This window comes from Mycolicibacterium llatzerense (assembly GCF_000878195.1).
Taxonomy (GTDB): Bacteria; Actinomycetota; Actinomycetes; order Mycobacteriales; family Mycobacteriaceae; genus Mycobacterium; species Mycobacterium llatzerense.
The window spans coordinates 61,925-79,640 of the sequence record NZ_JXST01000015.1 but is presented as its reverse complement, the minus strand read 5'-3'; the positions used below and the strand labels follow the sequence as shown (position 1 = coordinate 79,640).

At 66.7% G+C, this 17,716-nt stretch carries 19 protein-coding genes; 6 read left to right on the top strand and 13 right to left on the bottom strand.

Annotated features, from left to right (window positions below; all coding sequences use genetic code 11):
- The first annotated feature begins 14 nt into the window (after positions 1–14).
- Together rfbD and TL10_RS12490 are read left to right on the top strand one after the other, a co-directional pair.
- On the top strand, positions 15–1,421 hold the full coding sequence (rfbD, locus tag TL10_RS12495; RefSeq protein WP_043985899.1) for a dTDP-4-dehydrorhamnose reductase: 1,407 nt from the start codon (positions 15–17) through the stop codon (positions 1,419–1,421).
- A gap of 68 nt (positions 1,422–1,489) precedes the next feature.
- A complete protein-coding gene (locus TL10_RS12490) occupies positions 1,490–1,975 on the top strand; it encodes a flavin reductase family protein (protein WP_043403089.1) in 486 nt (161 codons plus the stop codon).
- Between the two features lie 61 nt (positions 1,976–2,036).
- On the opposite strand, the gene TL10_RS31440 is transcribed toward TL10_RS12490, so the two are convergent.
- From TL10_RS31440 to TL10_RS12470, 5 genes are all read right to left on the bottom strand, one after another.
- Positions 2,037–2,195, bottom strand: coding sequence for a hypothetical protein (locus tag TL10_RS31440; RefSeq protein ID WP_192830221.1), 159 nt, complete (start codon positions 2,193–2,195; stop codon positions 2,037–2,039).
- Between the two features lie 131 nt (positions 2,196–2,326).
- Positions 2,327–3,079: a succinate dehydrogenase/fumarate reductase iron-sulfur subunit gene (locus tag TL10_RS12485; RefSeq protein WP_043403303.1), complete on the bottom strand. Its 753-nt coding sequence runs from the start codon at positions 3,077–3,079 to the stop codon at positions 2,327–2,329.
- Positions 3,079–4,986: a fumarate reductase/succinate dehydrogenase flavoprotein subunit gene (locus TL10_RS12480; protein ID WP_043403087.1), complete on the bottom strand. Its 1,908-nt coding sequence runs from the start codon at positions 4,984–4,986 to the stop codon at positions 3,079–3,081. The genes TL10_RS12485 and TL10_RS12480 overlap by 1 nt, the downstream gene beginning before the upstream one ends.
- A gap of 62 nt (positions 4,987–5,048) precedes the next feature.
- Positions 5,049–5,876 (bottom strand): succinate dehydrogenase subunit SdhC, encoded by an 828-nt coding sequence (locus tag TL10_RS12475; RefSeq protein ID WP_043403084.1) that lies wholly within the window; start codon positions 5,874–5,876, stop codon positions 5,049–5,051.
- A 94-nt stretch (positions 5,877–5,970) separates the two neighbouring features.
- On the bottom strand, positions 5,971–6,258 hold the full coding sequence (locus tag TL10_RS12470) for an Rv0250c family protein (protein ID WP_043403300.1): 288 nt from the start codon (positions 6,256–6,258) through the stop codon (positions 5,971–5,973).
- 145 nt (positions 6,259–6,403) lie between these two features.
- Here TL10_RS12470 and TL10_RS12465 point away from each other — a divergent pair, with 145 nt between their 5' ends.
- The 4 genes from TL10_RS12465 to nirD all read left to right on the top strand — a co-directional run bounded on the left by TL10_RS12465 (position 6,404) and on the right by nirD (position 10,638).
- Positions 6,404–7,162, top strand: coding sequence for an isocitrate lyase/PEP mutase family protein (locus TL10_RS12465; RefSeq protein ID WP_043985927.1), 759 nt, complete (start codon positions 6,404–6,406; stop codon positions 7,160–7,162).
- Entirely contained in the window at positions 7,153–7,584 is a 432-nt protein-coding gene (locus TL10_RS31245) for a hypothetical protein (RefSeq protein WP_157850371.1), read from the top strand. The genes TL10_RS12465 and TL10_RS31245 overlap by 10 nt, the downstream gene beginning before the upstream one ends.
- Positions 7,585–7,718: 134 nt before the next feature.
- Entirely contained in the window at positions 7,719–10,235 is a 2,517-nt protein-coding gene (gene nirB, locus TL10_RS12455; protein ID WP_043403081.1) for a nitrite reductase large subunit NirB, read from the top strand.
- Between the two features lie 13 nt (positions 10,236–10,248).
- Complete coding sequence (nirD, locus tag TL10_RS12450; protein ID WP_043403079.1) at positions 10,249–10,638, top strand: nitrite reductase small subunit NirD; 390 nt, start codon at positions 10,249–10,251, stop codon at positions 10,636–10,638.
- Positions 10,639–10,651: 13 nt separating this feature from the next.
- Here the strand turns inward: nirD and TL10_RS12445 are convergent, their stop codons facing one another.
- The 8 genes from TL10_RS12445 to TL10_RS12410 form a co-directional block, all read right to left on the bottom strand.
- Positions 10,652–11,464: a hypothetical protein gene (locus tag TL10_RS12445; protein WP_043985898.1), complete on the bottom strand. Its 813-nt coding sequence runs from the start codon at positions 11,462–11,464 to the stop codon at positions 10,652–10,654.
- A 12-nt stretch (positions 11,465–11,476) separates the two neighbouring features.
- Complete coding sequence (locus TL10_RS12440; protein ID WP_043985897.1) at positions 11,477–12,160, bottom strand: sirohydrochlorin chelatase; 684 nt, start codon at positions 12,158–12,160, stop codon at positions 11,477–11,479.
- Positions 12,157–13,305, bottom strand: coding sequence for a uroporphyrinogen-III synthase (locus TL10_RS12435; RefSeq protein WP_043403075.1), 1,149 nt, complete (start codon positions 13,303–13,305; stop codon positions 12,157–12,159). Before TL10_RS12435 ends, TL10_RS12440 begins: the two co-directional genes overlap by 4 nt.
- Positions 13,306–13,440: 135 nt before the next feature.
- Positions 13,441–14,007: a GNAT family N-acetyltransferase gene (locus TL10_RS12430; RefSeq protein WP_043403072.1), complete on the bottom strand. Its 567-nt coding sequence runs from the start codon at positions 14,005–14,007 to the stop codon at positions 13,441–13,443.
- A gap of 49 nt (positions 14,008–14,056) precedes the next feature.
- Positions 14,057–14,950: a 5-oxoprolinase/urea amidolyase family protein gene (locus TL10_RS12425; protein WP_043985896.1), complete on the bottom strand. Its 894-nt coding sequence runs from the start codon at positions 14,948–14,950 to the stop codon at positions 14,057–14,059.
- A 10-nt stretch (positions 14,951–14,960) separates the two neighbouring features.
- The gene (locus tag TL10_RS12420) at positions 14,961–15,632 is read right to left on the bottom strand and encodes a 5-oxoprolinase subunit B family protein (RefSeq protein ID WP_043985895.1); all 672 of its coding nucleotides are present in this window, start codon (positions 15,630–15,632) and stop codon (positions 14,961–14,963) included.
- A 74-nt stretch (positions 15,633–15,706) separates the two neighbouring features.
- Complete coding sequence (locus tag TL10_RS12415; RefSeq protein ID WP_043403066.1) at positions 15,707–16,402, bottom strand: queuosine precursor transporter; 696 nt, start codon at positions 16,400–16,402, stop codon at positions 15,707–15,709.
- 55 nt (positions 16,403–16,457) lie between these two features.
- A complete protein-coding gene (locus TL10_RS12410; RefSeq protein ID WP_043985894.1) occupies positions 16,458–17,438 on the bottom strand; it encodes an ABC transporter substrate-binding protein in 981 nt (326 codons plus the stop codon).
- Between the last annotated feature and the right edge of the window lie 278 nt (positions 17,439–17,716).

The following is a 17,716-nucleotide window of genomic DNA, read 5'->3' as shown; positions in this document are numbered from 1 at the left end:
GCGACGGGCGACCAGTGACCGAGTACGGGAAACCGTTGTCCGCCAACACCACACCGATCCCCGGGCTGACCGTCTGGGAACTGCCGGTCCACGGCGACAACCGCGGCTGGTTCAAAGAGAACTGGCAGCGCGAGAAGATGACGGCGCTCGGACTGCCGGACTTCGGCCCCGTGCAGAACAACGTGTCGTTCAACGACGCGGCCGGCACCACCCGCGGCATCCACGCCGAACCGTGGGACAAGTTCGTCTCGGTCGCGACAGGCCGGATCTTCGGCGCCTGGGTCGACCTGCGGGACGGCCCGTCGTTCGGGGCCGTGTTCACCGCCGAGCTGGACCCGTCGCGCGCGGTGTTCGTGCCGCGCGGGGTCGGCAACGCGTATCAGACCCTGGAAGCCGACACGGCATACGTCTACCTGGTCAACGACCACTATTCGGTTGACGCCCAATACGTTTCGGTGAATCTGGCCGACGAGACGCTCGCCATCGACTGGCCGATTCCACTCGAGCGCGCCGAGTTGTCGGCCAAGGACCGGGCGCATCCGCGGTTGGCGGACGTGCAACCCGTCGCACCGCGAAAGACGTTGGTGCTGGGTGCGAATGGCCAACTCGGCCGGGCGCTGCGCGCCGAATATAGCGACAGCCGGAGCGTTGAGTTCGTCACCCGGGACGAGGTGGATCTGGCCGGGGACCTGGAGACGGCGATCCGGTGGCAGGACTACGACACCGTCATCAATGCGGCCGCCTACACGGCGGTGGACGACGCCGAGACGCCCAGCGGTCGGGCCGACGCCTGGGCCGTCAACGTCACCGGGGTTGGGGCACTGGCGCGTATCGCGACCGCCCGCGGCCTCACGCTGGTGCACATCTCCAGCGACTACGTCTTCGACGGGACGTCCGAGTCGCCGTACCGGGAGGACGACCTGATCGCCCCGCTCGGGGTGTACGGCCAGACCAAAGCGGCGGGCGACCAGCTCGTGGCGACGGTGCCGCGGCACTACATCTTGCGGACGTCATGGGTGATCGGCGACGGCCACAACTTCGTCCGCACCATGCTGTCGCTGGCCGAGCGCGGCGTCGACCCGTCGGTGGTCGACGACCAGTTCGGGCGGCTGACCTTCACTTCCGAGCTGGCCAGAGCCATCCGATACCTCACCACGACCGGCGCTCCCTACGGGACGTACAACGTCACCGGAGCGGGTCCGGCCACGTCGTGGGCAGACATCGCGCGCCGGATATTTGAGCTGGCCGGACACGACCCGCAGAGGGTCACAGGCGTCAGCACCGACGCCTACTTCGCCTCGGCGACCAAGACGGTGGCACCCCGGCCGCGGAACAGCGTGCTCGACAACCAGAAGCTGGAATCAACGGGATTCATACCCGAGGCGGTCGAAGACTCGCTGGCGCGCTACCTGGGCCGGTAGCAGCGCATTCCCGCCAAGCGGACGCTTGCTCGGTGTGCCGGGGAGCGCCGTGTGAAGATGGAGGGACTATGAGCTCCACAGATCTCAGCCCGGCGTCCCTGCGGGCAGCGTTCGGCTGTTTCCCCATCGGTGTCGTCGCCATCGCAGCCGAAGTCGAGGGCGTCAAGGTCGGCCTGGCCGCCAGTACCTTCGTGCCGGTGTCGCTGGAACCGCCGCTCGTGTCGTTCTGTGTGCAGAACACCTCGACCACCTGGCCCAAGCTCAAGGACCTGCCGGCCCTGGGTATCAGCGTGTTGGGACAGCACCACGACGCCGCGGCGCGCACCCTCGCCGCGAAGACCGGCGATCGGTTCGCCGGCATGGAAACCGAGGCGCGCGAGAACGGTTCGCTGTTCATCCACGGCACCAGCGTGTGGCTCGAGACATCGATCGATCAGCTGGTTCCCGCCGGTGATCACACCATCGTGGTCTTGGCGATCAGCGACATCGTCATCAACCCGGACGTCGAGCCGATGGTCTTCCACCGCAGCTCATTCCGCCGCCTGGAGGCCTGATGCCAGCGATTTGTGCACGATAATCCGCGCTGGCCGCGGAAAATCGTGCACAAGTCCCGCGCTAGGGCCGGGAGCTGAGCTCCTGCCGGTAGCCCTCGACCCGTTGTTCGAGCTCGGCGGCGTCGTCGGGCCGGCCCTCTTTCCGTGCCAGCTCGGCGCGCGCGGAAAGCTCGCGGATCGCGGTCCGGATCTCGTTGACGCTCTTGGTTTCTTGACTCATGCGGCTGCCTTTCGTCGCGGATTGGCTGCCCTTCCGACAGTACGCCGACCCGAAAGAAGTGCCTCGAAATAGCCGAAATGGCCGTTCCCGGGCGCTGGAACGACCATCTCGTTGATCTCGGTAACTGCCGCTTACCGCCGGAACAGTTTGTTGCCCAGCCAGACGATCGGGTCGTACTTGCGGTCGGCGACGCGTTCTTTCATCGGAATCAGCGCGTTGTCGGTGATCTTGATGTGCTCGGGGCAGACCTCGGTGCAGCACTTGGTGATGTTGCAGTAGCCCAGGCCGAACTCGTCCTGTGCCATGTCCTTGCGGTCCAGGGTGTCGAGCGGGTGCATGTCCAGCTCGGCCACGCGCATCAGGAAGCGCGGCCCGGCGAACGCCTGCTTGTTCTCCTCGTGGTCGCGCACCACGTGGCAGGTGTTCTGGCACAGGAAGCACTCGATGCACTTGCGGAACTCCTGCGACCGTTCGACATCCTCCTGCTGCATCCGGTACTCGCCGGGCTTGAGGTCTTTCGGCGGTGCGAAAGACGGTATCTGGCGCGCCTTTTCGTAGTTGAACGAAACGTCGGTCACCAGGTCGCGAATGATCGGGAAGGCGCGCAGCGGGGTGATCGTGACGGTCTCGGCCGGATCGAACGTCGACATCCGGGTCATGCACAGCAGCCGCGGGCGGCCGTTGATCTCCGCCGAGCACGAGCCGCACTTGCCGGCCTTGCAGTTCCACCGCACCGCCAGGTCGCCGGCCTGGGTCTGCTGAATGCGATGGATGATGTCCAGCACAACTTCACCGTCATTGACCTCGACCTTGAAGTCGTCGAGCCCGCCGCCGGTGTCGTCGCCGCGCCAGACCCGCACATTGGCTTGGTAGCTCGTGCTCATCACTTGCTCCGTTCCGGGTGGGTGGCCAGTTCGGCGTCGGTGTAGTACTTCTCCAGCTCGGACAGCTCGAAGCAGGCCTGCAATTCGGCGGGCATCGGCACCTGCTGTTCCGCGGTGACGGTGACGTCGGGGACGATCGGGTCACCGCCGCCGGCACGGCACACCAGCAGGATGTTGCGCCAGTCGGCGTTCATCTCCGGGTAGTCGTCGCGGGTGTGGCCGCCGCGGCTCTCGGTCCGGGCCAGCGCGGCGCGGGCGACGCACTCACTGACCAGCAGCATGTTGCGCATGTCGACGGCCAGGTGCCAGCCGGGGTTGAACTGCCGGTGGCCCTCGACGGTGATGTTGTGCATGCGGCGCTTCAGGTCATCGAGCTTGCCCAGTGCCGCTTCGATCTCGTCCTTGGTGCGGATGATGCCGACCAGGTCGTTCATCGACTGCTGCAGCTCGGTGTGCAGCGTGTACGGGTTCTCCGCGCCGGGGTGCTCGTCGAACGGCGCCAACGCTTCTCTGGCCGCGGTGGTCAGCGCGGTGTCCGAGACGACGGGACGCGCGGGCAGTGCCTTGACGTACTGCGCCGCACCGAGGCCGGCCCGCCGGCCGAACACCAGCAGGTCGCTCAGTGAGTTGCCGCCGAGCCGGTTCGAGCCGTGCATACCGCCGGAGCACTCGCCGGCGGCGAACAGGCCCGGCGTGCGGGCCGCGCCGGTGTCGGGATCGACCTCGATGCCGCCCATGACGTAGTGGCAGGTCGGGCCGACCTCCATCTCGTCCTTGGTGATGTCGACCTCGGCCAGCTCCATGAACTGGTGGTACATCGACGGCAGGCGCTTCTTGATCTCCTCGGTCGGGATACGCGACGCGATGTCGAGGTAGACGCCGCCGTGCGGGGTGCCGCGGCCGGCCTTGACCTCGGAGTTGATGGCGCGGGCCACCTCGTCGCGGGGCAGCAGGTCAGGGGTGCGACGAGCGGAGTCGTTGTCCTTGAGCCACTGGTCGGCCTCTTCCTCGGTTTCGGCGTACTGGCCCTTGAAGACCGAGGGGATGTAGTCGAACATGAAGCGCTTGCCCTCGGAGTTCTTCAGCACTCCGCCGTCACCGCGCACCCCCTCGGTGACCAGGATGCCCTTCACCGAGGGCGGCCAGACCATGCCCGTCGGGTGGAACTGGATGAACTCCATGTTGATCAGCGTCGCGCCGGCCCGCAGGGCCAGGGCGTGCCCGTCGCCGGTGTACTCCCAGGAGTTCGACGACACCTTGAACGACTTGCCGATACCGCCGGTGGCCAGCACCACGGCCGGCGCCTCGAACAGCACGAACCGGCCCGACTCACGCCAGTAGCCGAAGGCGCCGGCGATGCGATCGCCGTCTTTGACGAGTTCGGTGATGGTGCACTCGTGGAACACCTTGATCCGGGCCTCGTAGTCGCCGGTCTCGGCGAAATCCTCCTGCTGCAGAGAGACGATCTTCTGCTGCATGGTGCGGATGATCTCGAGGCCGGTGCGGTCGCCGACGTGCGCGAGCCGCGGGTAAGTGTGGCCACCGAAGTTGCGCTGGCTGATCCGGCCGTCCTTGGTGCGGTCGAACAGCGCGCCGTAGGTCTCCAGCTCCCAGACGCGGTCCGGTGCTTCACGCGCGTGCAGCTCGGCCATGCGCCAGTTGTTCAGGAACTTGCCGCCGCGCATGGTGTCGCCGAAGTGCACCTGCCAGCTGTCCTTGGAGTTCGCGTTGCGCATCGAGGCGGCGCAGCCGCCCTCGGCCATGACGGTGTGGGCCTTGCCGAACAGCGACTTACACACCACCGCGACCCGCAGGCCCTGTTCCCGGGCCTCGATGACCGCACGCAACCCCGCCCCGCCGGCTCCGATTACGACGACGTCGTATTCGTGCCGCTCGAGTTCAGCCATGAAATAACTCCAAATTGTTGTGAATAGTGTTGAAAATCAAAGAGTTTCGTCGCCGACAAAACTCATCCGACAAACCTGAGGTCGCTGAACCACCCGGCCGACAGGGCCATGACGTAGAAATCCGTGAACATCAGGGTGCCCAGGGTGATCCACGCGAACAGCTTGTGCCGGGTGTTGAGCTTGCTGACCTGGGTCCAGATCCAGTACCGCACAGGGTGTTTCGAGAAGTGCTTGAGCCGGCCACCGGTGACGTGCCGGCAGGAGTGGCAGGACACCGTGTAGATCCACAACATGATCACGTTGCCCAGCAGGACGAGGTTGCCCAGACCGAACCCGAAACCGGTCGGCGAGCGGAACGCCACGATCGCGTCGTAGGTGTTGATCAGCGAGATGAGCACGGCGGCGTAGAAGAAGTACCGGTGGGTGTTCTGGATGATCAGCGGGAGCCGCGTCTCACCGGTGTACTTGGCGTGCGGCTCGGCGACGGCGCACGCGGTCGGGGACTGCCACACCGTGCGGTAGTAGGCGCCCCGGTAGTAGTAGCAGGTCAGCCGGAACAGCAGCAGGAACGGCAGGGACAGCGCCGCGTAGGGGATGAGCGAGAGGAGTCCGTCAGCGGGCAGGATCTGCGGCCAGAACTCGCTGGCCGCCCCGCACTTGACGCTCAGACACGGTGAGTAGAACGGCGTCAGGTAGTGGTAGTCCGCGACGTAGAAGTGGTCCCGCTGGAACGCGCGCGCTGTCGCGTAGATGATGAACGCGGCAAATCCCAGGTCGATGAGAATCGGGGATTTGAGCCAGTTGTCGGTCCGCAGGGTGCGCTGCGGTATCTGTGCACGCGTGGGGGAGAAGACGCCGGTCCCGGGACGGTTGGCGGCGGGTGCGCTCACGAAGAAAGCCTCGATTCCATTGGGGACACGGTCTGTCTATGCAGTTTTGGGACGGCCGCTGGTGGGCACGGCCGACTGCCGTGCCCACTGCCGGTCAGCCGCCGACGCCACCGTCGTCGTTGTTCCAGAATTCGCTGGAGTAGTCGTGATCGGGGATCACGATCTTTTCCTTGGCCGGGCCTTGCTGCTTGATGCCGCGGCTGAATTCCAGCTCTTCGATGTCGATGTCCAGCCGATCGATGTCGACGGCCAGGCGCTCGGCGTCATTCGCGATGCGGCGAGTGGCGGGGGAGTCCCCGTATTTGGCGGCCAGCGAGCCGACGGACCGGCGAAGATTGCCGATCAATTCGTGCAGTTCGGTGAGCTCAGTGGTGGTGGACATCATGCGACCTCCTTGGGCTGAAGGGTGTCATAAATCACAGTACGACACCGGATGCTAGTCAGATCCGGAGATGAAAGTGAGACAGGTCACGTTTGTCGGCACGGCGCCGGCATGTCCGGCCGGTGTGTGTCGGTACGGTGTGACCATGTCCGATGCGGTACTGGCGCAGCGCGCCGAAGCACTGTTGGCCCTGCACCAGCCGGGAAATCCGGTCGTCCTCCCGACCGTGTGGGACGCCTGGTCGGCGACGCTCGCGGTGGCCGCCGGATTCTCGGCGCTGACGGTCGGCAGCCATCCCGTGGCTGACTCGGTGGGCAAGCCCGACGGCGAGGGCATGTCGTTCGACGACCTCACGACGCGCGTCAGTCAGATCACCTCGGCGGTTCAGGTTCCGGTGTCGGTCGACATCGAATCCGGCTATGGCGAGGCCCCGACCCGCCTTATCTCTGGCCTGCTGGCCGCGGGTGCGGTCGGCCTGAACATCGAGGACACCGTGCACAAGGACGGTGGACGCATCCGCGACGCGCAGGAACACGCCGACCTGGTCGGTGAATTGCGCAGGGCTGCAGATGCTTCCGGTGTCCACGTGGTGATCAATGCGCGCACCGACCTGTTCCTGCGCCAGATCGGCGACGAGGCCGACCGGTACGACCGCGCCGTGCAGCGGTTGCAGCTGTGTGCGGCGGCCGGGGCGGACGCCCTGTATCCGGTGGGCCGCCACGATGACGACACCCTGCGCCGGTTGGCCGCCGACCTGCCGTTGCCGATCAACGCCATTGCGATCCCCGAGTCCGACGACCCCGCGTCCTTCGGTCCGTTGGGCGTCGGGCGCATCAGTTTCGGACCGTTCCTCCAGCGCGCATTGGCCGCGGCGGCCGCGGATATTCTGGCGCGATGGCAGTGAGCGACAGCGACCACGAGCGCAGCGCCGACGAAAATTACGGGTTGTGGTGGGCCGCCGGCGTTGCCGCCGCGGTGCTGTTGATCGTCCTGATCTACCAGGTGATTCAAACCTCTGACGCGTCCGAGCAGCCGCCCGGTCCGGTGGGCGAACCCACGGTGCTGACGACGCATCCGACGACCACCAAGCGGACGACGACGACGCGAACCACCACGACGACCACCACCACGACGACAACGACGACGGAAAGCACGTCGGAAACGTCGACCACGGATGAGACGACCTCGTCGACCAGCACCACCACCAGCGGGACTTACACGCCGTCGAGCACCTCCGGTTACGGGACCAACCCCACGACCACCACAACGACGATCTACAACCCGTACACCACCGCGACCACCTCGTCGCCCGCCGGCGTCGGCTAGTGAGCGCATAACCGCAGGCCTGTGACCTGGGCCACTCACTTCACGGGCCTTCGTCGCGGCCTGTGAGAAGAGCGTGACGGTCGATTCACACGCGGCAACACAATCCGCAATATCTGCTCCCTACCTTTTGGTGCATGGACGCGAAGAACCTTGTGGTCGTAGGCCACGGAATGGTCGGGCACCGCCTTGTCGAGGCGCTGCGCTCGCGGGACACCGCGGGCCAGTGGCGCATCACCGTGCTGTCCGAGGAAGCGGACGCCGCCTACGACCGGGTGGGGCTCACCGGCTACACCGAGCACTGGGACCGGTCGAAGCTGGCGTTGCCCGGCAACGACTATGAGGGCGACGGACTCGTCGACCTGGTGCTCGGTGACAAGGTCGGCGGTATCGACCGCACCGCCAAGACGGTGGTGACCGAGTCGGGCCGCGGTATCACGTACGACAAGTTGGTAATAGCCACGGGCTCTTACGCTTTCGTACCGCCGGTGCCAGGTCACCAGCTGCCCGGCTGCTACGTCTACCGCACCCTGGACGACCTCGACGGCATCCGTGCCGCCATGCAGCGGTCGGCCGAACACGGCAACAACACCGGTGTGGTCATCGGTGGTGGTCTGCTCGGCCTGGAAGCCGCGAATGCGTTGCGCCAGTTCGGCATGCAGGCTCACATCGTCGAGCGCGCACCGCGCCCGATGAACCAGCAGCTCGACGACGCCGGCGGTGCGCTGCTGGCCCGGATGATCGGCAAGCTGGGCATCTCGGTGCACCTGGATGTCGGTACCGACGCCATCGAGCCGCTCGACGAGGGCATCCGCGTGCTGCTCAGCGACGGCACCCTGATCGACGCCGGCCTGGTCGTCTTCGCCGCCGGTGTGCGCCCGCGGGATGAGCTGGCCCGTGAGGCCGGTCTGGAACTGGCCGAACGTGGCGGCATCCTGACCGACTTGTCCTGTGTGACAAGCGATCCTGACATCTACGCGATCGGTGAGGTCGCCGCGGTCGAAGGCCGGTGCTACGGCCTGGTCGGTCCCGGTTACACCACCGCCGAGGTGGTCGCCGACCGCCTGCTCGGTGGCGCCGCGGAGTTCCCCGAGGCCGACATGTCCACCAAGCTGAAGCTGCTCGGCGTCGACGTCGCGAGTTTCGGTGACGCCCAGGGTGTTACGCCCGACTGCCTGCAGGTCGTGGTGAACGACCCGGTGAAGCAGACCTACGCCAAGCTGGTGCTGTCCGACGACGCGCAGACCCTGCTGGGTGGCATCCTGGTCGGCGACGCGTCGTCCTACGGCGTGCTGCGCCCGATGGTCGGCGAGGCGCTGCCCGGCGATCCGCTGGCGCTGATCGCCCCGGCCGGATCTGGTGAGGGCGCAAGCGCTCTCGGTGTCGGCGCCCTGCCGGATGCCGCCCAGATCTGCTCCTGCAACAACGTCACCAAGGGCGACCTGTGCGGCGCGATCGAAGGCGGTTGCTCCGACGTCGCCGGACTGAAGGCCTGCACCAAGGCCGGCACCTCGTGTGGCTCCTGTGTGCCGCTGCTCAAGCAGCTGCTGGAAGCCCAGGGCGTCGAGCAGTCCAAGGCGCTGTGCGAGCACTTCCCGCAGTCGCGGGCCGAGATGTTCGAGATCATCTCGGCCACCTCGATCCGTACGTTCTCCGGCCTGATCGCCAAGTTCGGGTCCGGAAAGGGTTGCGACATCTGCAAACCCGCCATCGCCTCGATCCTGGCGTCGACCAGCAGTGGTCACATCCTGGACGGCGAGCAGGCCGGTCTGCAGGACTCCAACGACCACTTCCTGGCCAACATCCAGAAGAACGGCAGCTACTCGGTGGTGCCGCGGGTTCCGGGTGGTGACATCACCCCGGAGCAGCTGATCCTGATCGGTGAGATCGCCAGGGACTTCGGGCTCTACACCAAGATCACCGGTGGCCAGCGGATCGACATGTTCGGTGCGCGGGTCGACCAGCTGCCGGAAATCTGGCGGCGTCTGGTCGACGGCGGCATGGAGTCCGGGCAGGCGTACGGCAAGTCGCTGCGCACGGTCAAGAGCTGCGTCGGTAGCGACTGGTGCCGCTACGGACAACAGGATTCGGTGCAGATGGCGATCGATCTGGAGCTGCGTTACCGCGGTCTGCGTTCGCCGCACAAGCTCAAGATGGGCGTCTCGGGCTGTGCCCGGGAATGCGCTGAGGCCCGCGGCAAGGACGTCGGCGTCATCGCCACCGAGACCGGCTGGAACCTGTACGTCGGCGGCAACGGCGGTATGACGCCCGCCCACGCGCAGCTGCTGGCCGGCGATCTCGACGACGAGACCCTGGTCCGCTACATCGACCGATTCCTGATGTTCTACATCCGCACCGCGGATCGGCTGCAGCGCACCGCGCCGTGGGTCGATCAGATGGGCCTGGATCACGTCCGCGACGTCGTGTGCAACGACTCTCTCGGTCTGGCAAGCGAATTCGAAGCCGCCATGGAACGGCACGTCGACGGCTACTCCTGCGAGTGGAAGGGCGTGCTGGACGACCGCGCGAAGCTGTCGCAGTTCGTCTCGTTCGTCAACGCGCCCGACGTGGCCGACCCGACCATCGAATTCACCGAACGCAACGGCCGCAAGGTGCCGATCGGTATGCCCACCGTCCCGCCCGCGAAAAGCTGATCAGGAGGCCACGATGACTCTCAACGACCTTTCCGAAGTTGCCCAGTACCACGACCGTTCGGAGTGGACCGCGGTGTGCTCCTACCACCGGTTGGTGCCCGGACGAGGCGCCGGTGTGCTGCTGCCCGACGGCACGCAGGCTGCGCTGTTCCGCCTGCACGACGGCTCGCTGTATGCGGTCGGCAACATCGACCCGTTCTCCGGTGCGGCAGTGATGTCGCGGGGGCTCGTCGGTGACCGCGCCGGCCGGGCCTGCGTGCAGAGCCCCATCAAGAAGCAGGCGTTCGCCCTGGATGACGGTGTCTGCCTTGACGATCCCTCGGTGAGCCTGCCGGTCTACCCGATCCGGGTCTGGGCAGGGCTGGTCGAGATCGGTCCGCTGGGAGTCGACGTAGCCGCGTAGGTTTCGTCGGAAGTCAGCGCGTGCAGCTGTTGTCCTCGATGGTCTGCATCACCCAGTACGCCGTGAACTCGATGATCAGGGCGATCTCCGCGATCAGCACCGCGTGGTTGAAACCGTCCAGCGTCTGATGCAGCACCACCGTGGTCAGCAAGGTGCCGGCCATCAACAGTGAGATCGTCTGGTAGGCAACGCGGTAACGACGCCCGCATTCCGGCGCAGTACCGAAGGCCGAGCTGAACACCGTCAGCACGATGGCGCCGAACATCGCCGCCGCGGCGATGCCGTGCGCATTGCCCCGGAACCAGTCCGGAGCCGCGATCAGCACCACGACGCCGGTCCCGAGTACCGCGCGCTGCAGCCATACCGCGGCAGTGCCGAGAAGGGTGTTGGGCCGGGTGGGCCGGAACAGCAACCACGACGCGACACGCGAGCCGGCGAGCACCACCGTGACCGTCCAGGCGTTGAACAGCACTGCCGTCCCTGTCTGCACGGCTACGGGATCAGTTGTGCCGCACTGTAATACGGGCCGAGTGGTGGGGAGGACGGCGATCACGAAGGCCAGCACCCCGGCCAGATTCAGCAGCGTGTTCTCGGTGTCGCTGGCGCCCTGGTACACGATGAGCATGGCGCCGATCGCGAACAGCGCGCCGATGAAGACGGCATGCGCGGTGGTGAAGTAGTAGGCACTGATCGAGGTCTGCCAGCACGTGGCATGTGCCCGCTCGACGGCCAGCGCCGCACCCAGCAGGACAGCCATGACGACCATGCCGCCGCGAAGGAACCGGTAGGTGTCCAGCGCTACGTCGTTGCCCGACCGCTTGGCCATGCCTCCAGTATGTCAGGCGGCGATCGACAGGCGGGCTGTCCGGAACCGGTGCGCAACCAGCCTGGCGACGCCCGGGTGCCGGCCCAGGGGGTCGGTCACCACGTCGGCCCCACACGTGTACAGCCGGTCCTGAAAGAGGCCGTCGGCCAACAGGTATGACGCCACGGCCACCCGCTCGGCGCCACGCTTGCGCAGCCGGGCCACCACGTCACCGACCCAGTGCGTGCCACTGATCGCGAACGCGAGCTCGACACGGCTGCCCAGTGTTGCCGACAGCATGGCGCAAGTTCGGCGCAGGTCGCTGGCGGCGCGCGGGTCAGTGGTCCCGGCAGCGGCCAGCACCACGGAATCCGATGGACGCCAGCCTGATTCGATCAGCCGGTCGGCCAGTACCCGGACCATCGCGGTCGAGGGGCCGAGTGCCGGCGTCACAGTGACGTCCAGATGTCCGCTCGCGGCAATCCCTTCCGGGATGTCCTTGTGGACGTGGTACCCGGAAGACAAGAAGGCCGGAACGACGACGGCGGGGCCGTAGGGCAGCCCCGACAGCACTTCGGCCGGCGTGGGGCCGAGGACGTCGACGAACGCGGTGTGCACCCGGCGGTTCAGCAGTCCGCTTACCCGCTCGGCCAGATCGCCAATCATCGCGACACCCGAGCCCTTGCGGGTGCCGTGGGCGACCAGGACGGGGTTCACAGCGCACCTGCCGCGTAGTCGTCGACCGCCAGTCGGTAGCCGCGCTTCACCACAGTTGCGACGATTTCCTTGTCGCCCAGGGTGGTTCGCAGGCGCAGCACCGCGGTCTCGACGGCGTGCGTATCCGTACCGCTGCCCGGCAGCGCGGCGAGCAGTTCCTGCCGCGACACCACCGCGCCGGGTCGCAGCGCCAGCGCACGGACGATGGCCATCCCAGCGGGCGACAGGTCCCGGACCACACCGTCGACGACGACGCAGGTACCGCGGATCTCCAGGTTGTGCCCGGCTGCCCGCAGCTTCCGGGCCTGCAGCACCGGCAGCTCGTCGGCGATGTGCCGGGCCAGCGCACCCAGGCGCATCCGCTCGGGCGCGAAGGTCGGTACACCCAGCCGAGCGAGCGGTCGTGCCGTCACCGGGCCGACGCACATGGCGCGCACCTGGGTCCGAAATGCTTCCAGCACTTGCTCATTGACGCCGAGTTCGGTCGCGCGCATCAGGGTCGCCGCGACCGCGGGGGCCGAGGTGAAGCTGACGGCGTCGAGCCTGCGCTCGGCGATGTCGTTGACCAGCGAGTCGAACGGCCCACCGGGCGGCACGGGTTGCCACCGGTAAACCCGGATCGGGACGACGTCGGCGCCGGCGCGGCGCAGTTCGTCGAGAAACTCGGGGAAGGGGTCCCAGTCGTCGGTGGCGCCATGCAGCTGGACGGCGATCCGCAGGCCTGAGATGCCGCCCTGCAACAGGTAGCCGAGCACCTCGCGGGACGACTCGGACTCGGGTGACCATTCCTCGGGCAGCCCGGCGGCACGGAGCGCGCCGGTGGCCTTGGGGCCGCGGGAGACGATCCGGGCGCGGCTGAGGGCTTCGGTCAGTTCGCCGGACACTCCCCAGTCGTCGGCGGCGGACATCCAGCCGCGGAACCCGATGCCGGTGGTCGCGATCACCACATCGGGTGGCACCTCGAGCAGCGATCGGGTGTGGGTGCGCAGTTCGTCGTCGTCGGGCAGCGGCACCATGGCAATGGCAGGGGCGGCGATCACCGTCGCGCCACGGCGGCGCAGCAGGGTACACAGCTCATCGGAACGGCGTGCGGCGGTCACCGCCACCCGAAATCCGGTGAGCGGGGCCCGATCGGGATCACTCATGTGTCTAGTGAACGTAACGTGTGTTTCCGGCCGGTTACCCAACCATTGCTCAGCGGTGTCACTCGTGAGCGATTGATGAAGTTGTCCTCACAATCGACATTGACCTGGTGTTTTCCCGGTCAAAACCTCACAGCGTTACCAAACGTCGCCGTCGCGCCAGTCGCAGGTGATGTCCGCGGTGGTGTCGACCTCGACCGAGACCGGCAGGACGAACAACGAGTGATCGTCCTCGGGCGTGCGGTTGACCCCGGCCGGAGCCAGCACCGACGTCGTGCCGCGCCACGGCTGCCAGCCGCGCGCGGTGTAGATCGGGCGCCCCGCGTCCGAGGAACTGAGCGCCCCGATCTCGTAGGCGCCGCGAATCACCTGCTCGACGGCGTCCAGGACCGCACCGGCCAGCCCCTGGCCACGCCAGTCCTCGCGGACGGCGACGGCTTCGACGTATCCACATCGCAGCGCGGTGTTGCGATAGATGAGGCGGCGCTGCACGACCGCGCCGTGGGCGATGATCGCGCCGTGGTGGCAGATCAGCGCGTGCATACCGCCCAGTGAGTGCTCCCAGTCGGCATCAGAGAAATCGCCGTCGTAGGCGTCGATGACCATCTGCCGTGCGCCATCGCGGGTCTCGGCGTCGAGATCAGCGGTGTGGACCAGGCGCGCCGTGTGAACGTTGTGTACGCGGGAGAGATCCGTGGGGTGCACCCCCTCGTTCTACCAGGATTGTGCAGCCCGCGCTGGTGCCTGCGGGGGTTCAGCCGCCGAACGGCTGACGTGGCCTGGACCAGTGCATCCGCACGTGCTGACCGGGCCGGATCTGCCCCACCTTGTCGATGTCGTGGTCGGCGACCACACCGATCACCGGGTACCCGCCGGTGACCGGATGGTCGGGGCCGAGGATTACCGGCAAACCGTTGGGCGGCACCTGAATTGCTCCTCGCGTCGCCCCCTCGCTGGAGAGCTGGCGGTCCGGCCAGCGGTGCTGTAGCGGCCGGCCGTTCAATCGCATCCCGACCCGGTCACTGCGGTCGGTGACCACCCACTCCGTGTGCACCAGGGCGTCCGGGTCGACGAACCAATCGTCGCGTGGACCGGGGACCACCAACAGCTCGAGCAGGTCCTCGGCGATGGCGGCCACGGGCGCCTGATCCAGTTCCGGGAACTCCGCGGTGTGTTCGCCGATGGTCAGTACGTCACCGGCCTGCAGGGGCCGCGGGCCGAGGGCCGACATGACGTCGTAGCTGCACGATCCGAGCACCGGGTCCACCACGAAGCCGCCGCGGACCGCGACATAACTGCGCAGGCCGGTGTGCGGCGCACCCAGGGAGATGACGTCTCCGTCGTGCGCGTAGTGGATGCTGTTGGTGCCGAAGAGCTTTCCGTTGGCCGATGGATCGGCGTCGGCGCCCGTGACTGCGACAGCGACGCCCTCCTTGCCGCCACCGTGGACCCTGGCGGAAAAGCCGCCGAACGTCACCTCGATGGTGGCCCGGTCATTCGGGTTGGCCACCAGCCGGTTGGCCAGCGTGTGCGAGCGGCGGTCGGCGGCGCCCGAACGGCTCACGCCCATGTGAGCCAGTCCGGGACGGCCCAAGTCCTCGACCAGTGCGAGCGGGCCGGTCTTGAGAATTTCGAGTGTTGCGGTCATCGCTGTTCCCCTAACCGATCGCCCGGAATTGCACGCACATGCCCGGAATCAGCAACGCCGGCTGCTCCCGCTCGATGTCCCACAACCTGGCGTCAGTACGGCCGATCAACTGCCAGCCACCCGGGGTCTCCCGCGGGTACACCCCGCCGAACTCGCCGGCGAGGGCCACTGACCCGGCGGGCACGCGCGTTCGCGGCTCGCTCCGTCGCGGCACCTGGAGTCGCTCGTCGCCACCCACCAGATAGGCGAAGCCCGGTGTGAAGCCGCCGAACACGACCCGCCACAGGGATCCGGTGTGGGCAGCGATCACCTCGTTCGGAGCCAGTCCGGTCAGCGTGGAGACCTCGTCGAGGTCCATGCCGTCGTACACGACGTCGATGATCACGTCGGGCTCCTGCGAGGTGCTGGCCTCGGTGTTATCGGAGGCTGCGAGGTGCAGCTTGGACAGCCGCTGCCCGGTGGGAATCTGATATCGCGGCGCGGCGAGTTTGATCAGAATCGTCCGCGAGGCCGGGACGATGTCGAGCACGCCGGGCAGATGCGCAGCTCGCAGCGTGTCGGTCCACGCCAACACCTCGGCGGTGCTGTTCAATTCCAGGAGCAGCGCCTGGTCGCCATAGTCGCGGATACTGTCGAGCGTTGGCGATTTTGCCGTGTCAACGTCTTGAACTGTGACGGTCATCACCAAAATCTACTCGCGAGTAGCGGGAAATTGACGCTTCTTTAGCAGGTCGCCAGAGGAGCCTTAAGAATCGCTCAGACAGCAAAGTCGTACGTCGGTTCGCGGTGCTTGATGTAGCTGATCACGCGGTAGGTCACCGGCAGGAAAAGAACCTCGACGGCGGTCTTGTACAGCCAGCCCTGGCCGGTGTAGACGGCGAAGTCATGGAAGGTGCTGATGCCGATGGCGTTGGCGGCGATGGCGCAGAACACCAGGGTGTCACCGAGCTGCCCGGCGAAGGTCGAGCCGACCAGCCGCGCCCACAGGTGCTTCTCCTTGGTGCGTTCCTTGATGGCCACCACGACCCACGCGTTGATGGTCTGTCCGACGATGAACCCGGCCAGACCCGCGATGATCAGCTGCGTGTAGGAGTGCACGATGTTCTCGAAGTGCGCCTGGTTCGGGTAGAAGTCGGCGGCCGGCAGGTAGATGGTCGCCCAGAATGTCAGGGCCGCAAGGATATTCATCGCAAAGCCGAGATAGATCGCTCGCCGCGTGGCCTTGAATCCGTACACCTCCGACAGCACGTCGCCGATGATGTAAGTGAGCGGGAAGACGATGAAGCCGCCGTCGGTGATGATCGGCCCGAATGCCACGCCCTTGGTGGCGGTGACGTTGGAGATGATCACCAGGGCCGTGAACACTGCGATCAGGATCGGATAGTAGGTCGATCCGACCTGCGCGAAGCGGGCGTGCTGTTCGGGGCGCTCGGTGCCGATCACGCCGATCATCTTGGCAGGCGGGACGACGGGTGCAACCCGGAGCCGGGTTCGGGCCCGGATCGGGTCAGGCCAGCGCCGCGGTCAGCAGGGGCGGCAGCTGATCGGCCACGGCCGGATAGGACAGCACCGAGGCGAACGCGATCGCCGCGGACAGGTCTTTGTTGGGGAAGACGATCCGGTTGGCTTTGGCCTGGCTCAGCTGCGCGACCGTCGGGTCGGCCAGCACCGCGGGACGCTGGTCGTCAGCGTCGAGAGTCCAGATCAGCACGTCCGCGCCGCGGAACGCGCCGGCCATCTGGTCGCGGGGCACGAAGGCGTGTTGTCCCTTGGTGAAGGAGTCCAGCCCGTCCGGGATGGCGATGCCCAGCTCGCCGAGGAACTCGGTGCGCCACCCCGTGGGTGTGATCTCGACCCCGTCCGCGGTGGGAAGACCGTTGACGATCAACATCTTTCGGCCGCTGAGTCTCGGGTTCGATTTACCCGCGCCGGCGAACTTCGCGTCGACGCCGTCGATGAGCTTCTTCATGTTGTCGGCCTTGAAGACTGCCTGTCCGATGACGGTGGCCTGGTCTTTCCATGGTTCGAAGAAGGCGTCCTGGCCCGATTGGGCGACGGTCGGTGCGATGGCCGACAGCTTCTTGTAGGTGTCGGCATCCAGCCCGGCGTTGGTGGCGATGATGAGGTCGGGCTTCAGCGCGGAGATCTTGTCCACCTGGATGCCGTCGTTGAGGTTCAGGACGGCCGGCTGTGCCGGACCAAGAGCAGGCTGGGCCCACGGCCACACCGCGAACGGTTGGTTTCCGAACCACTCGGTCACGGCGATCGGGACCACGCCGACCGCCAGCAGTTCGTCCTGCCCGGTGAGGCCGGCGCACACCACATTCTTCGGCGGTGCCGGAATCCGGGTGGATCCGAATGTGTGATTGATCGTGACCGACCCGTCGCCGGCAACGGTGCCCGAGGCCGGCGGTTTGGTGCATGCGGCGACCGCCACTGCACCGGCGGCCAGTGCCAGGAAGCTGCGGCGCGAGCGGTTTGGGTGCACTCGGTGAGTCTTTCACCTGCCCCGGGGAACGGCAGCGGTAACACGCGCACGGGGCCGCCACCGGCCGGGTGCCTCGAGCTGCGGCACCAGACGAGTGGGGGCCGGTGGCCTAGTTTGCCCACAACGTAAATATCAATGGTGCGCCGGCGTCGAGGTGATTGGAATCGCGCAGCATACCTAGGGTATGTACTTCGTTGGATTATTAGCTGCATGTCAGAGTGTCGTCAGTTGATCGGCGGCCGCTAGCTACGCGCTTGCCTAGGGCAGCATTTATCAAA

What these genes read in the sequence shown, in the direction of transcription:
- TL10_RS12425 (WP_043985896.1), bottom strand. Translation starts at nt 14,950, where the DNA reads ATGACCGCAACACTCGAAATTCTCAAGACCGGCCCGCTCGCACTGGTC.
- TL10_RS31440 (WP_192830221.1), bottom strand. Translation starts at nt 2,195, where the DNA reads ATGAGTCAAGAAACCAAGAGCGTCAACGAGATCCGGACCGCGATCCGC.
- TL10_RS31245 (WP_157850371.1), top strand. Translation starts at nt 7,153, where the DNA reads ATGGCAGTGAGCGACAGCGACCACGAGCGCAGCGCCGACGAAAATTAC.
- TL10_RS12415 (WP_043403066.1), bottom strand. Translation starts at nt 16,402, where the DNA reads ATGATCGGCGTGATCGGCACCGAGCGCCCCGAACAGCACGCCCGCTTC.
- nirD (WP_043403079.1), top strand. Translation starts at nt 10,249, where the DNA reads ATGACTCTCAACGACCTTTCCGAAGTTGCCCAGTACCACGACCGTTCG.
- TL10_RS12435 (WP_043403075.1), bottom strand. Translation starts at nt 13,305, where the DNA reads ATGAGTGATCCCGATCGGGCCCCGCTCACCGGATTTCGGGTGGCGGTG.
- TL10_RS12445 (WP_043985898.1), bottom strand. Translation starts at nt 11,464, where the DNA reads ATGGCCAAGCGGTCGGGCAACGACGTAGCGCTGGACACCTACCGGTTC.
- TL10_RS12480 (WP_043403087.1), bottom strand. Translation starts at nt 4,986, where the DNA reads ATGGCTGAACTCGAGCGGCACGAATACGACGTCGTCGTAATCGGAGCC.
- TL10_RS12420 (WP_043985895.1), bottom strand. Translation starts at nt 15,632, where the DNA reads ATGACCGTCACAGTTCAAGACGTTGACACGGCAAAATCGCCAACGCTC.
- TL10_RS12485 (WP_043403303.1), bottom strand. Translation starts at nt 3,079, where the DNA reads ATGAGCACGAGCTACCAAGCCAATGTGCGGGTCTGGCGCGGCGACGAC.
- nirB (WP_043403081.1), top strand. Translation starts at nt 7,719, where the DNA reads ATGGACGCGAAGAACCTTGTGGTCGTAGGCCACGGAATGGTCGGGCAC.
- TL10_RS12465 (WP_043985927.1), top strand. Translation starts at nt 6,404, where the DNA reads ATGTCCGATGCGGTACTGGCGCAGCGCGCCGAAGCACTGTTGGCCCTG.
- TL10_RS12490 (WP_043403089.1), top strand. Translation starts at nt 1,490, where the DNA reads ATGAGCTCCACAGATCTCAGCCCGGCGTCCCTGCGGGCAGCGTTCGGC.
- TL10_RS12470 (WP_043403300.1), bottom strand. Translation starts at nt 6,258, where the DNA reads ATGTCCACCACCACTGAGCTCACCGAACTGCACGAATTGATCGGCAAT.